Here is a 14405-nt window from a genome sequence, read left to right on the forward strand (position 1 = left end):
CCTGCGGTACGCGCGCCGCCCTGTCATGCCAGGCTGATCCACGTCGTCTTCAGGTCCGTGTACTTGTCCAGTGCGTGCAATGACTTGTCTCGCCCCGAACCCGACTGCTTCACGCCGCCAAAGGGTACCGTCACGTCGCTGTCCATATAGCAGTTGACCCATACCAGCCCTGCCTGCAGCTTGCGCGAGACCCGGTGGGCACGGGAGAGACTGGATGTCCAGAGCCCCGAGCCAAGTCCATAGGGGGAATCGTTAGCCATGCGGATGGCCTCCTCCTCCGTATCGAAGCGGGTCACCGCCAGCACCGGGCCGAAGATCTCTTCCCGCACGATGGTCAGCGACTGCGTCTGGCATTCGAAGATGGTCGGCTGCATGTAAAAGCCGCCGCTGTCCGAATGCGCGCGCTTGCCGCCGGCAAGCAGCCTTGCGCCTTCGTCCTCGCCGCTCCGCACGTAGGACATCACCCGCTGCAATTGCGCGCCGTCGACGATGGCGCCCATGGCGGACGCCGGATCCAGCGGGTCGCCCGGCTGCATCCGCGCGGCGTGCGCTTCCAGCTTTTCCAGGAACGCATCGTAGACGCCGCTCTGCACATAGAGACGCGAGCCGGCGATGCAGATCTCGCCCTGGTTGCTGAAGATGCCGATGGCCGCCGCCTGCGCGGCGCGGTCCAGGTCCGGGCAGTCGTCGAAGACGATGTGCGGGGACTTGCCGCCGCACTCCAGCCAGACGCGCTTGAGGTTCGACTGGCCGGAATATTCCATGAAGCGCTTGCCCGTCGCGGTGGACCCGGTGAAGGCGATGCAGTCCACGTCCGGATGGCGGCCCAGCGCCTGGCCCGCGGCGGCGCCAAGTCCCGGCACCACGTTGAAGACACCCGCCGGAATGCCGGCCTCCTCGGCGAGCTCCGCCAGCCGCAGCGCGGTAAGCGGGGACTGCTCCGCCGGCTTCAGCACCACGCTGTTGCCCGCGGCCAGCGCGGGCGCCACCTTCCAGCTGGCCATCAGCAGCGGATAGTTCCAGGGAACCACCGCCGCGACCACGCCGAGCGGTTCGCGCGTGATGGTGGCCAGTACGCCGGGCGCCGTCGGCGCGATCTCGTCATAGATCTTGTCGATGGCTTCGCCGTACCACGCGTAAGTGCGCCCGGCTTCGGGAATATCGTATTGCAGCGTTTCAGCGATGGGCTTGCCCATGTCCAGCGTTTCCAGCAACGCCAGCTCTTCGCGATGCGCGTCGATCAGGTGCGACAGCCTGAGCAGCACGGCCTTGCGGGCGCTGCGCGGCAGGTCCGACCACACGCCTGACTGGAAAGCCTTGCGCGCCGCGGCCACGGCACGGTCCACGTCTTCGGCACCGCAAGCCGCGACGCTGGCCAGCACCTTGCCGGTGGCGGGGTTGATGGTCTCGAAGGTGGCGCCGTCAACGGCGTCGGCCCAGCGGCCACCGATATAGGCCTGTGTACGGATGGGCACCGTTTCCGCCTGCTTGCGCCAGTAGGCGAGATCTCGCAAATCGCTCATCATGCGTTCCTGTATTCGTTGTGTCCGGGCCGCTCAGGCGTTCGCCTGCGCCACCATCGCGCCCAGCAGCACATTGGCCCCTGCTTCCAGGTGCTCTGGCTTGGCGTCTTCGATTTCGTTGTGACTGATGCCGTCCTTGCAGGGCACGAAGATCATCGCTGTCGGCGCGATGCCGGCGATATAGACGGCATCGTGGCCGGCGCCCGTCACGATGTCCTGGTGGGTATAGCCCCTCGCGGCGGCTTCCTGGCGCACGTGGCCAATCAGTTCGGGGGCGAACGGCGTCGGCGCGAAGTACTGCACGTCCTCCACCGCCACATCCAGTGCCGCGCCGGTGGTGCTGCCATCCGCCACGGCCGCGCAGGCCGCGCGAAAGCGGGCATCCATTTCCGCAAGCCGCGCCGGATCGAGGTGGCGCAGATCCACCGTGAACTTCACCGCGCCGGGGATGACATTGCGCGACGACGGATGCACATTGACCACGCCCACCGTACCGCGCCCGTGCGGCGCGAAATCGTTGGCGATCCGGATCACGGCCTGCATCAGGAACGTGGCGCCATAGAGCGCATCCTTGCGCAGCGGCATCGGCGTGGGGCCGGCATGCGCCTCCATGCCGGTCACGGTGACGTCGTACCAGCGCAAACCCAGCGACCCGGTCACGACGCCGATCACCTTGTCTTCGGCTTCCAGCACCGGCCCCTGTTCGATATGGGCCTCGAAATACGCGCCTACCTCGCGGCCCACCTCGGTGTCGCCGGCGTAGCCGATGGCCGCCAGTTCATCCGCCACGCGCTTGCCCGCCACGTCCGTGGCCGATAGCGCGGTCTCCAGCGGGAAGACGCCGGCGAACACGCCGGAGCCCATCATCACCGGGACAAAGCGCGAGCCCTCCTCGTTGGTCCAGATGGCGACTTCCAGCGGCGCCTCGGTGGTGATGCCGTGGTCGTTCAGCGTGCGCATGACTTCCAGCCCCGCCAGCACGCCATAGCAGCCGTCGAACTTGCCGCCGGTGGGTTGCGTGTCGATATGGCTGCCCGTCATGACCGGCGCGAGGCCGTTGTTGCGCCCTGCCCGGCGGCCAAAGATATTGCCGAGCTTGTCCACCGTCACGCTCAGGCCGGCGTCGCGCATCCATCCGGTCACGAGGTCGCGGCCTTGTCCGTCCAGCGCCGTCAGCGCCAGGCGCGCGTTGCCGCCCTTGGGCGTGGCACCGATCGCGGCGAGATCCATCAGCGACTTCCACAGCCGGTCGCCATTGATTGCGAGTGTCGTCATCTCTTATCTCCTTGCGCCGTCGTGGCTTTACTTGGCGTCGGCCTGCCGGGCGAAGGCTTCCGACCGGATCTGCGACAAGGTCATGCCCGGCGCGATGCCATCGGCGTCATAGCGCAGTTCGAGCAAGGCGGGCAGCTGCTGGCTGTTGGCGAATGCCAGCGCGCGTGCAAAGGCGGGGCCGAACTCGGCGTCGCTGGCGACAACCTCGCCGTAGCCGCGATAGGCGCGGATCAGTTCGCTGAATTCCGGATTATCGAAACCAAGCGCCACGGTGCGGCCCGGAAACTCGCGCTCCTGGTGGGCGCGGATGGTGCCCCAGATGCCGTTGTTGAACACCAGCACCACAATGCCCGCCCGGTACTGCATGGCGACGCCCAGTTCCTGCAGGTTCATCTGGAAGCAGCCATCGCCCGCATAGCAGATCACGGTGCGTTGGGGATTCTCCAGCTTGGCGGCGATGGCGGCGGGCAGGCCGTAGCCCATCGACCCCACCGTCGGCGCCAGGCTCGTGCCGACGCCCTTGAAGCGGTAGTAGGCGTGCGGGTACAAGGCGTAGTTGCCGGCGCCGACGGTGATGCAGGTGTCCTCGGGCACGTTGTCGCGAACGTGGCAGGCCGCCACATTGAGGTTGAGCGCGCCGGGCGCTGCCTTGGGCTCCTGTTCGGACAGATAGACCCGATGGGCTTCATGGCCGGCGTTGCGCGCGCCACGGGGGCTAGATGGCGCAAGCGCGCTGACCGCGGCGGCGAACGAAACGACATCGGCGGCGATCGGCAGCGTGGGATGGAACACGCGCCCGAGTTCGTTCGCGTCGGGGTACACATGGACCAGGCGCTGTTTCGGCAGCGGGCTTTCCACAACCGTATAGCCCTCGCTGGTTGCCTCGCCCATGCGCGTGCCCACGGCGATCAGCAGGTCGCTTTCCTGCACGCGCTTGCGCAGGGAGTCGGGCATGGCCCAACCCACATGCCCGGCAAAATTGGGATGATGGTTATCGAAACATTCCAGGCGCCGCCAGGCCACCCCGACCGGCAGCGCGAAGCGCTCGGCAAAGCCTTCCAGCTGCCGGGATGCGGCCGGCGTCCAGCCGGAGCCGCCTACCAGCAGGAACGGGCGCTCGGCCTGCTCCAGCATCTGCGCGAGCGAGGCCATGGCGTCGGGGGTCGGCGCGCTATGCGCACGGCGATAGCGCGGCACATCGGCCACGCTGGCCTTGCCCCACAGCGTGTCCTCGGGCAGGGCCAGCACGACCGGGCCGGGCCGGCCGCTGGTCGCCACCGCGAAGGCGCGCGCAATGAATTCAGGAATGCGCTCGGTGCGGTCGATCTGCGCCACCCATTTGGTCATCTGGCCGAACATGCGGCGGTAGTCGATCTCCTGGAACGCTTCGCGCTCGTAGAAGTCGTTGCCGACCTGGCCGACGAACAGGATCATGGGCGTGGAGTCCTGGTAGGCGGTATGCACGGCGATGCTGGCATTGGTCGCGCCGGGCCCGCGCGTGACGAAGCAGATGCCGGGCTCGCCGGTCAGCTTGCCGTGCGCTTCCGCCATGTAGCCGGCCCCGCTCTCCTGCCGGCAGACGATGGGCTGGATCTTGTCCTGGTGGTCATACAGCGCATCGATGCAAGGCAGGTAGCTCTCGCCCGGCACCAGGAAGACGCGCTTCACGCCCTGGATAATCAGTTGGTCGATCAGGATCTGGCCGCCGTTGCGCTCTGACAGCGCCGGCAAGGCACGGGGCGAGGGATGATTCATGTCGTGGGTTCCGTTGCGCGATTGCCGCGGCACTACCGCGGCAATCCTTCATTTGCTTGAATTCGATGTCGACTGGCTTGCTGCCTGGCGGTCACTGCAGCAGCGCGGCTTCCAGGATGCCCAGGCCCTCGTCCATCACGGCGTCCTGGATGGTCAGGGGGAACAGGAAGCGAATGACATTGCCATGCACGCCGCAGGTGAGCAGCAGCAGGCCTTTCTCCAGGGCGTGGTCCTGCACTTGCCGTGTGAACTCCGGGTTTGGGCTGCCATCCGCCTTGCGGAACTCCACGGCGATCATCGCGCCAAGTCCCCGGACTTCGCCGATCGCCGTCACGCGCGACTTCAGGCCTTCGAGCTTGTCCTGTAGCCGGCGGCCCAGCGCCGCGCCTCGCTCGATCAGCTTCTCGCTCTCCAGCACGTCCAGTACCGCCAGCGCCGACGCCACCGCCAGCGGATTGCCGGCATAGGTGCCACCCAGGCCGCCGGGGGCTGGTGCATCCATGATCTCGGCCCGCCCGCACACGGCCGACAGCGGCATGCCGCCCGCCAGGCTCTTGGCCATGGTGGTCAGGTCCGGCGCCGCGTCATAGTGCTCCATGGCGAAGAGCTTGCCGGTGCGGCCGAATCCGGTCTGCACTTCGTCGGCGATCAGCAGGATGCCGTGCTCGTCGCAGATGCCGCGCAGCGCGCGCACGAATTCCGCGGGCGCTACGTTGAAGCCGCCCTCCCCCTGGACCGGTTCGAAGATGATGGCGGCAACGCGCCTCGGATCGATATCCGTCTTGAACAGCTGCTGCAGCGCGTTGATCGACTCCTGCACGCTCACGCCATGCAGGGCATTCGGATATGGGGCGTGGAACACATCGGCCGGGAACGGGCCGAATCCCACCTTGTACGGCACGACCTTGCCGGTCAGGGCCATGCCCATCATGGTGCGCCCGTGGAAGCCGCCCGCGAAGGCGATCACGCCGGGGCGCCCGGTGGCGGCACGCGCGATCTTGATGGCGTTCTCCACCGCTTCGGCGCCGGTGGTAAAGAAGGCGGTCTTCTTGGCGAAGGCGCCGGGCGCGCGGGCATTGATCTTCTCGGCCAGCTCGATGTAGCTGGCGTAAGGCACGATCTGGTAGGCCGTGTGGGTGAAGCGCTCCATCTGCGCCTGCATGGCTTGCATCAGGCGCGGGTGACGGTGACCGGTATTGAGCACGGCAATGCCGGCCGCGAAGTCGATATAACGATGGCCTTCGACATCCCACAACTCCGCGTTCTCGGCGCGCTCGGCGTAGAAATTGCACATCACGCCGACGCCACGGGGCGTGGCGGCATCCTTGCGGCGTACCAGGTCTGCGTTCTTCATTGCGTCCTCCTTTGGATTTACTTGTGCGGCGGGGTCCTGACCCCTTTCCGCCGTGTCTCGTGCGCTCCCCGGATCGCTTTCTTACATGGCGATCATCGGGCATCAACTGGTGGCCGGACCAATTCTATGATTCATGCCAGAAAAATGCCAAGCAATTTCGATTATTTGACTGGTGGTCCGGCCACTAGTAGCGAATAGCTTACGTTTTTCACAAGACATTTCGCGGATAAGCGTCGTATAAGATACTTATCATCAGGAGACTGGAGCCTGACGGCAGCCCGAACGGCGCCGGCGGACCGAGACCCCGCTTTTCGCCAGGCCGATATGCAAGCGCCTCATACGCTACTATATTGGCCGGACCACTGCCCACGGTTATCCGCAGACAGAGCGAAACCCGCCTACACCCTTGAATTGAGAGCCTGTTTTGCGGTATTGATCTGACCACCAGTCAATTTGCAATTTGCAGCGGCGCCTACCCATGTCATCTCTTCAAGCAGTTACAGCGCAGCGCCTCTACCGCCTGATCGCGGACCAGATCGCCAAGAAAATCAGCGCCGGGGAATTCGCGCCGGGCGAGCGCCTGCCGGCCGAGCGCGACCTTGCCGAGCAGCTCAACGTGGCGCGCTCGACGTTGCGCGAGGCGTTGATTGCCCTTGAGATCGGCGGCTACATCGAGGTGCGCGTCGGCAGCGGCGTCTTCGTGCTGGAGCCCAAGGAGAACGGGATTGCCGCAGCCAATGGCGCCGAGCCCGGCATCGGAACCGCTATCGAAACCGATCTTGAAGCCGATATCGACCGCCGCCTTGGCGCGGCCCTGGAAGCCAGCCCGTTCGAACTGCTCGAGACGCGCACGCTGTTCGAGCCGGAATGCGCTGCCCTGGCGGCCCAGCACGGGACGCCGGAGCAGATCGCCGCCATCGAAGAGGCCCACCGGGGCATGAATCCCGACCAGTCGCCGGAAGCCGGAGATTTCGCCCATGACCGGGCCTTCCATGAGGCCATTGCCGCGGCCTGTGGAAATGCGGCGCTTGCGTCGGTGGTCGCCCATGTCTGGGACTTGTGCGAGGCCAGCCCCGTGTACAAGCGCCTTGACAAGCACTTTGTGGGCGCGTCGGCCTGGCGCGCTGCGGTAGGCGAGCACGATCGCATCGTGACAGCCATCGTGGCCCGGGACCCGATCCGGGCGCGCCACGCCATGTCCTTCCACTTGCTGGCAATTGTCTCCCGCCTGTCAGAGGAAATCGCCGAGTAGATCACCCGGCGGGCCGGGTCCCGGCTCCCGCCTCCCCGCCCACATCGCCGGCTGCCATCGCGCATCCGCACACAACTGGTGCAAACCGGTTCCCGCCCCCGCCTCGTCAGCGGCACTGGCACGCACCATTCCCACGCATCGACCCGGACATGACGTGCCGCATTCGCATCTTTCCGCTGGCACGCGGCTTGCGTGAATGAGAAAGAACGTGACCTTTTGCCATAATTGGCCTGACCACCAGAACACCAGACCTAGAACAACTACCTATTACGCTGCCATTCGGGCTCGCCTACGATATATTGGCCTGACCACCAGAACACAGATGCACTACGCCTCGCCATCCAGGAACGCCTCATGAACACTGACCACGCCTCCACTACCCAGCCGGAAACCGGTCATCCTCCTCGCAACATGAATAAGATCGCCGCCGCCAGCGTCATCGGCACAACAGTCGAATGGTATGACCTGTTCATCTTCGCCACGGCTTCGGCCCTGGTCTTCAACAAGGTCTTCTTCCCCGCCTTCGATCCCCTGACCGGGACCTTGCTCGCCTTCGGCACCTTTGCATCGGCCTATGTCGCCCGCATGGTCGGCGCCGCGCTGTTCGGGCATTTCGGCGACAAGGTCGGCCGCAAGTCCATGCTGCTGGTATCGCTCATCATGATGGGCTCGGCCACGTTCGCCATCGGCCTGCTGCCCGACTACCGCTCGATCGGCATCTGGGCGCCCATCCTGCTGCTGACGCTGCGCGTCATCCAGGGGCTTGCGCTAGGCGGCGAATGGGGCGGCGCGGTACTGATGGCGGTGGAACATGCACCGGCCAACCGGCGCGGCCTCTACGGCTCGTGGGTGCAGATCGGCGTTCCCGCGGGCACGCTCATCGCCAACCTGGCATTCCTGCTCAGCAATGCGGTGATGTCCAATGAGGCGCTGCTGTCCTGGGGCTGGCGCATTCCGTTCCTGGCCAGCGTATTGCTGGTCGGCGTGGGCATGTATATTCGCCTGAACACGTCGGAAACGCCGTCGTTCAGCAAGGTCAAGGCCAGTGCCGCGCAGGTCAAGATTCCCCTGGCGGAAGTGCTGACCAAATCCTGGAAGCAGGTCCTGCTGGGCGGCATCGCGACGATGTCGACCGGCACTGCCTTCAACCTGATCGTGGCGTTCGGCCTGACCTACGGCACCCAGACGCTGGGCTTCTCGCGCAACCAGATGCTGTCGATCGCGCTGATCGCCTGCGCGCTGTGCGTGGTGCTGCTGCCGCTGTTCGGGCTGCTGTCCGACAAGATCGGCCGCAAGCCGGTGATCATCGGCGGGATCCTTGCCGAGGCGCTGCTCGCCTTCCCGCTGTTCTGGCTGCTCGACACCAAGGTGTTTGCCTTTGCCCTGCTCGGCTACCTGCTGATGATGAGCGCCTTCGCGGCAAACTACGGTCCCATCGCCACCTTCCTGGCCGAGCTGTTCGGCACCAAGGTGCGCTACTCGGGCCTGTCGATCAGCTACATGCTGTCCGGGCTGCTGGGCAGCGCGGCCACGCCGATCATCACGACCGCGCTGCTGTCCGCCACGGGCCGCGGTTCGTCGGTGGCCTGGTACATGATCGGGTCCGCGCTGATTTCCGCCGTTGCGCTGTTGCTGCTGGCAGAAACCCTGCGCAAGGATGCGCCGGCGGCAAGCGCCGCGGGCAACGCCACGGCTTCGCTGTCCTGAGCCGCGGATACCGCGCCACTGCCAGATCGTCGTCCCGGGTTGCGGCCTTGATGCCTGCTGCCGGCCCGGGACGACGTCGTCATACCTGATACCGATCATGCAAACGAACATCGACCCCACCCTGCTGAGCCAGCTGGAACGCGTGAGTTTCCCCACGCTCGGGCACTTTCTCGAGGACGGCTTCGCCAGCCACGGCATTCGCGCGCTCGTCCCCAACGTCAAGGTGGCCGGCCGCGCCCTCACGCTGCGGCTGGCCACGCCCAACGCCATTGCGGTGAACCGCGCGCTGGCCTGCCTCACCGCCGGCGATGTGCTGGTCATCGATGCCTGCGGTGACCACGCCCACGCGCCTGTCGGTGCCGTCACCGGCACCGCTGCCTTGTGCGCGGGCGCAAAAGGGATCATCGTCGACGGCGTGGTCACGGACATCCTGGAACTGCGCGCCATGGGGATACCGGTGTTTGCACGCGGCACCAGCGTCCTCACCACCAAACGGATCGACGAAGGCGGCAGCGCCGTCAACGAGCCGGTGATCTGCGGCGGCGTCACCGTCAATCCGGGGGACATCGTGCTGGCCGACGACAACGGCGTGCTGTTCCTGTCGGCGGATGCCGCGGCTGGCGTCATTGCCCGGGCGCTGGCTTCCGACGAGGCCGAGCCGGCCATCCTCGCCCGCCTGCAAGCGGGCGAGCCGGTTGCCTCGGTGCTGTTCCAGGGCGCCGGACGCCAGCCGGATCGATTGCCTTGCCTCACTGGCCCCCTATGAGAGATATGCGATGAACACGCAGCCCCGACACGCCTCAAGACGCCCGCCAGCGCTCCGGCGCAGCTGGATGTTCGCGCCAGGACTGGACACCGTCCGCCAGCAGGCGGCGCTTGAAAGCGGCCCGGATGTCATCGTCGCCGACCTGGAAGAGTTCACCAGTCCCGCAGACCGCCCCGCCGCGCGCGCGCGGATTGTCACGCTGATGGCTGAATGCCGGGCGCGCGGCATTGTCGGCGCCGTGCGCATCAACAAGCTGGATGGCGACGGACTGGACGATCTTCGCGGCGTCATGCCGGGCGCGCCCGCGGCCATCTTCCTGCCGCACACCGAAACGGCCGCGCAAATCCAGGCGCTCGACCAGCAAATCACCGCGCTGGAGCGCGAGTTCGGCCTGGCGCCCCGGCAAACCGAAATCGTGCCGACGCTGGAGTCCGCGCGCGGCATCGTCGCCACCGCCGCCATCCTGTCGGCCAGTACGCGCGTCAGTGCCTGCCTGCTGGCGGCCGAAGACCTGAGCGCGGATCTGGACGCGGTGCGCGGGCCGGATGGCATCGAGCTGCACCCTGTGCGCGCGCGCTTCCTGGTCGAATGCATCGCGGCGGGCTGCGTGCCGGTCGACTGCCCGTTCAATTACCAGGACGCAACGGCGCTGGCGGCCGACCTGGCCTGGGCACGCCGGATCGGACTGAAAGCGAAATGCACGGTGTATCCGCATCAGGTCGCCGCCATCCACGCGGCCTTCACGCCCTCCGCGCAGCAGGTCGCGCAAGCGCAGGACATGATCGGCAGATACGAGGCGGCCCGTGACGGCAAACCCGCCGGAGGCACGCGGGTGGATCCGCCGGACTACAACACCGCGCGCAGGCTGCTGGCGCGCGATGCCAGGTTCCGGGAATGGGCGCAGGCCAGCGGCGATACGGCCCTCAGCTAGAACCGGACGGCCGGGCAACCGGGGACGAACGCCTCCCAGCGATCCGGCCTCGTCTTCATGAATGCTCCGCCGCATCGGGCTTTGCCTTGCGCAAACGCCGCGCACGGGCATGCAGCCGGCGCAATATCACGTCGAAGGACTCCAGCTGCCGGTTGATTTCCGCCTGGCCCTGCTCCACCAGATAGGCACGGAAGGCCACCGCCACGCGCGGCAGGCGCACGCCCGGCAAGTTCAGCACGTACCAGTCGCGCTCGATGGGATTGCCCTGCAGCGGCAGCAGCCCGATCAGCCCGGCCTGGAACTCCAGGGTGCAGGCGTGCAGCGAGAGAAACGCCACGCCCAGCCCGGCGGACACCATCCGCTTGATCGCCGCGTTGCTGGACAGCTCGGAACCCAGCGGCAGCCGCAGGCCAGCCTCCCTGAACAGCCGCTCCACGGTATTGCGCGTGCCCGAGCCGCGCTCGCGCACCAGCAGGTTCGCCTCCACCAGGTCTTGCAGCGTCAGATGGCGGCGCGTCATCAATGGATGGTCCGGCGCCGCGATAAACGCCATGGGGTGCTTGGCGAACGACGTCGCCTGGGTGCGCATATCCGTGGGTGGCCGGCCAATGATGGCCAGATCGATCTCATGCATGGCCAGCATCCGGACAATCTCCTCGCGGTTGCCCACGTGAAGCTTGATCTTGACCTCCGGCCGGTCCGCCGTGAATGCCACCAGCATCGACGGCAGCAAATACTCCGCCGTCGTGATGGCGCCGACCCGGAGCGTTCCCGCCAGGTTGCCCTTGAGCGCCGCGACTTCTTCGGTGGCATCGCGCCAGAGCCGCAGGATCTGCCCGGCGTAGCCCGCCATCACCTCGCCCGCCGGCGTGAGCTGCGTGCCCCTGCCCGCGCGCTGCACCAGTGGCGCCCCGATCGCTTCCTCCAGCAGCTTCAGTTGCAGCGACACCGTTGGCTGGGTGATATGCAGCTCCTCCGCCGCGCGGGAAACACCGCCCAGGCGGGCGATCGCATCGATGGCGTTCAGCTGGCGGAAGGTGGTGGTGCGATTCATAGTAGAAAACCTATCAGTCGGTTTTATAAACCAATTTTTCAATATGAAGGGCCTACCTTATAGTGCCTGGATCGGAAACGCAATCACCTCCGCGTGTCGCAACGCGGTGCTAATGGAGACGGAGAATGTCGCTTGAATTGCTGGTGCTTACCCTGGACGATGTGCTTATCCGGACTGACGAACTGCGCCGGGCCGGCATCGATCTGGCACCGCGGGAACGCGGCACTCTCCGCGCGCACGAAGACGCTTTCGTCACGGCTTGCGGCCAGCAGGCGATCCCCGTCCGCCCCCAGGCCCTGGCACTCATGCGCAGCGCCGAGTCAGGCGGTGCGCGCCTGGCGCTGGCCGCCCCGGTCTCGTCGCGCATGCTGTGCGCATTGCTCGATGGCGCCATCGGGCCGGACTGGACCGATCGCTTTGCCGTGGTCGCCACGGCGGACGCGCTATCCGCCCGCGAGACCGAGGCCGATCTCTACCGCCTGGTGCTGCGCACCGCCGAGGCGCCGGCGCACCGGGCCTTGCTGGTTGGCGCCACGCAAGGCAGCCTGCGCGCCGCAAGCGGCATCGGCATGCATACAGCCGCTGTACTGCCGCAGGGCAGCGATACGCCGCGCCATGCGGATGTATCGGTAACGCTTTCGGGCACAGCGCAGGCGGCCTGGCCGGACTTCCACGTACTGGAGTCGATCGTGGCCGGCCAGCATCGTGGCCACAGCGCAAGCCGCGCCATGGCCGAGCCTGTGACGAACTGATGCGCCCACCGTGGCGCCACCCACGCATCAGACACACATCGCGGAGGTTCCCATGAGAAGAATCGTTATCGTCGGCGGCGGCGCCGCGGGCCTGCAGGTGGCCACTCGCCTGGGCCGGCGCCTTGGCAGGCGCGGTCTCGCCGAGATCATCCTGATCGATCGCAGCCCCACGCATCTGTGGAAGCCTCTGCTCCATGAAGTGGCCGCGGGCCGGATCGAGCCCGTCGTTCACCATACTTCGTTCGCCTTGCAGGCCGAGCGCCATCATTTTCGCTTTGTGCAAGGCGAGCTGCTCGCGGCGGATCGCATCAACCGGACCGTCTCCGTGGCGATTGCCGGCACATGCCACGGCGAAGGCGACCAGGTCCGGTCCATTGCTTACGACAAGCTGGTTCTTGCCGTCGGCGGTGTCACCCAGTACTTTGGCGTGCCCGGTGCGCGCGAGCACGCCTTGACGCTGGACAGCGTCGCCAGCGCGGAACAGGTGCGGGACCGCGTGTTCACCGCCCTGCGCCGCAGGACTGCCCAGGCCGATGTCGAGCGGCAGGCATCGCCGGCAAAGGTCCGCGTGGCCATCGTCGGCGCAGGTGCGACCGGCGTGCAGCTCGCCGCGCAGTTGCGCCGGACCTCTAGCGTGCTGAATCGCTATGGCATACACCGGCTGGACCCGGTGACCGGCGTGGATATTTGCGTCATTGAAGCGTCCGCCGCGGTCGTCCCTGGCATGGGCGCCCGGCTCGCGGCGCGCGTCGGCGAGCAGCTTGCGCGCCTGCATATCGGCGTCCAATGCAGCGCACGGGTGACGTCCGTCAGCGAAAACGGCCTGACCATTGCCGGCCAGGCGCCGATGCAGGCGGATGTGGTGGTGTGGGCGGCCGGCATCACGGCGCCTGCCCTGCTGGGCACCTTCCAGCTTCCGGTGAATGCCAAAGGGCAGATTCGCGTGTTGCCGACACTGCAAAGCATCGATGACGAGCATATCTACGCCATCGGCGACTGCGCCAGCTGCCGGCCGCAGGACCTCGATGCGGAACTCCCGACCCGCGCGCAGGTTGCTTACCAGCAAGCGCTATATCTCTCGGAGGCCTTGCCACGGCGCCTGGCAGGCAAGCAGCCGCCGGGGTTCAGGTATCGCGACTATGGTTCCCTGGTCTCCCTGGCGGGCAGCAGTGCCATCGCCAACCTGAGCGCTACGCCAGGCAAGGACAACGGCTGGCATATCGAGGGCAGGCTCGCCGCCCTGCTCCACCATGCCGTCTATCGCCGGCACGTGCTCGACATCCACGGTTGGGGACGGGCGCTGGGGATGACGCTGGCGCAGGGTCTGGAGCGGCTGCTGGCGGCGGGGACGCGCTTGCATTGAGCGCACCCGGCGATCCCGCGCCGCCCCGTGCCCTGGGCAGGCCGTCGCGCTTGGTATTCAGACGGCCGCTCCAGTACCGCGGGCGTGACGCGTGACACGCAGGCCAGCTTGCGTTGCGCATCGTAGAAGCGGACGCTCCATACATGAGATCTCCGGCCGAGAGCCTCGGGCATCGCCACAGCCTCCACAAAGCCGGCGCTGACCGGCCTGACGTGGTTCGCATTGATCTCCTGCCCCACGCAGTGAAAGCGGTTGCGGTCCACCGCAAAGCTCCCGGCCCATGACGCCAGCGTTTCCGCGAGCACCACGGACGCGCCGCCATGCAGAACTCCTGCCGGCTGGAAGGTCCGGTGATCCACCGGCATGCGCGCCTTCACGTAGTCGGGCCCCAGTTCGGTCTGTTCGATTCCCAGCGCGGCATTCAATGTGCCGTGCGCCTTCTCATTTGCGTAGGTGGTCCAGTCGGGTACGGTCCAGATAGTCATTGGCAAACTCGTGTTGTCGGCATTTGCGTCGTCAGGCCACCTCCATCGCCATGTCCCCCGTCTCGATCACATACCCATAGTCCGCCACCTGCAGCGCCGCGCGTGCGTTCTGCTCGATCAGCAGTGTCGCCACACCGGTCTTGCGCAGGTCGTTGATGATGTGGAAGATTTCCTTCACGATCAGCGGC

At 66.5% G+C, this 14405-nt stretch carries 12 protein-coding genes and 1 pseudogene; 6 read left to right on the forward strand and 7 right to left on the reverse strand.

Annotated features, from left to right (window positions below):
- Window positions 1-23: 23 nt before the first annotated feature.
- The 4 genes from AC1DS6_RS36685 to gabT all read right to left on the reverse strand — a co-directional run bounded on the left by AC1DS6_RS36685 (window position 24) and on the right by gabT (window position 5907).
- Window positions 24-1523, reverse strand: coding sequence for an aldehyde dehydrogenase (locus AC1DS6_RS36685; RefSeq protein WP_441634197.1), 1500 nt, complete (start codon window positions 1521-1523; stop codon window positions 24-26).
- A gap of 33 nt (window positions 1524-1556) precedes the next feature.
- Entirely contained in the window at window positions 1557-2798 is a 1242-nt protein-coding gene (locus tag AC1DS6_RS36690; RefSeq protein ID WP_441634195.1) for a Zn-dependent hydrolase, read from the reverse strand.
- Between the two features lie 27 nt (window positions 2799-2825).
- Window positions 2826-4553, reverse strand: coding sequence for a thiamine pyrophosphate-binding protein (locus AC1DS6_RS36695; protein WP_441634193.1), 1728 nt, complete (start codon window positions 4551-4553; stop codon window positions 2826-2828).
- Window positions 4554-4644: 91 nt separating this feature from the next.
- Entirely contained in the window at window positions 4645-5907 is a 1263-nt protein-coding gene (gene gabT / locus AC1DS6_RS36700; RefSeq protein WP_441634191.1) for a 4-aminobutyrate--2-oxoglutarate transaminase, read from the reverse strand.
- A 478-nt stretch (window positions 5908-6385) separates the two neighbouring features.
- Here gabT and AC1DS6_RS36705 point away from each other — a divergent pair, with 478 nt between their 5' ends.
- The 4 genes from AC1DS6_RS36705 to AC1DS6_RS36720 all read left to right on the forward strand — a co-directional run bounded on the left by AC1DS6_RS36705 (window position 6386) and on the right by AC1DS6_RS36720 (window position 10563).
- A complete protein-coding gene (locus tag AC1DS6_RS36705; protein WP_477104341.1) occupies window positions 6386-7159 on the forward strand; it encodes a FadR/GntR family transcriptional regulator in 774 nt (257 codons plus the stop codon).
- A gap of 354 nt (window positions 7160-7513) precedes the next feature.
- The gene (locus AC1DS6_RS36710; RefSeq protein ID WP_477104342.1) at window positions 7514-8866 is read left to right on the forward strand and encodes an MFS transporter; all 1353 of its coding nucleotides are present in this window, start codon (window positions 7514-7516) and stop codon (window positions 8864-8866) included.
- Window positions 8867-8963: 97 nt separating this feature from the next.
- Entirely contained in the window at window positions 8964-9632 is a 669-nt protein-coding gene (locus tag AC1DS6_RS36715; RefSeq protein WP_477104343.1) for an RraA family protein, read from the forward strand.
- 67 nt (window positions 9633-9699) lie between these two features.
- Entirely contained in the window at window positions 9700-10563 is an 864-nt protein-coding gene (locus tag AC1DS6_RS36720; RefSeq protein WP_441634185.1) for an HpcH/HpaI aldolase/citrate lyase family protein, read from the forward strand.
- A gap of 55 nt (window positions 10564-10618) precedes the next feature.
- On the opposite strand, the gene AC1DS6_RS36725 is transcribed toward AC1DS6_RS36720, so the two are convergent.
- Complete coding sequence (locus AC1DS6_RS36725; protein WP_441634183.1) at window positions 10619-11617, reverse strand: LysR family transcriptional regulator; 999 nt, start codon at window positions 11615-11617, stop codon at window positions 10619-10621.
- Window positions 11618-11742: 125 nt separating this feature from the next.
- On the opposite strand from AC1DS6_RS36725, the gene AC1DS6_RS36730 reads away from it, so the two are divergent.
- Together AC1DS6_RS36730 and AC1DS6_RS36735 are read left to right on the forward strand one after the other, a co-directional pair.
- Window positions 11743-12369: an HAD family hydrolase gene (locus AC1DS6_RS36730; RefSeq protein ID WP_441634181.1), complete on the forward strand. Its 627-nt coding sequence runs from the start codon at window positions 11743-11745 to the stop codon at window positions 12367-12369.
- Between the two features lie 52 nt (window positions 12370-12421).
- Window positions 12422-13732, forward strand: a complete 1311-nt coding sequence (locus tag AC1DS6_RS36735) for an NAD(P)/FAD-dependent oxidoreductase (protein ID WP_441634179.1) — start codon at window positions 12422-12424, stop codon at window positions 13730-13732.
- Here the strand turns inward: AC1DS6_RS36735 and AC1DS6_RS36740 are convergent.
- Together AC1DS6_RS36740 and AC1DS6_RS36745 are read right to left on the reverse strand one after the other, a co-directional pair.
- Complete coding sequence (locus AC1DS6_RS36740; protein ID WP_477104344.1) at window positions 13627-14217, reverse strand: hotdog fold thioesterase; 591 nt, start codon at window positions 14215-14217, stop codon at window positions 13627-13629. The genes AC1DS6_RS36735 and AC1DS6_RS36740 overlap by 106 nt on opposite strands.
- 40 nt (window positions 14218-14257) lie before the next feature.
- Window positions 14258-14405, reverse strand: a pseudogene (locus AC1DS6_RS36745) (ABC transporter ATP-binding protein); the annotation flags it as partial.

Source organism: Cupriavidus sp. 05L310, assembly GCF_056398185.1.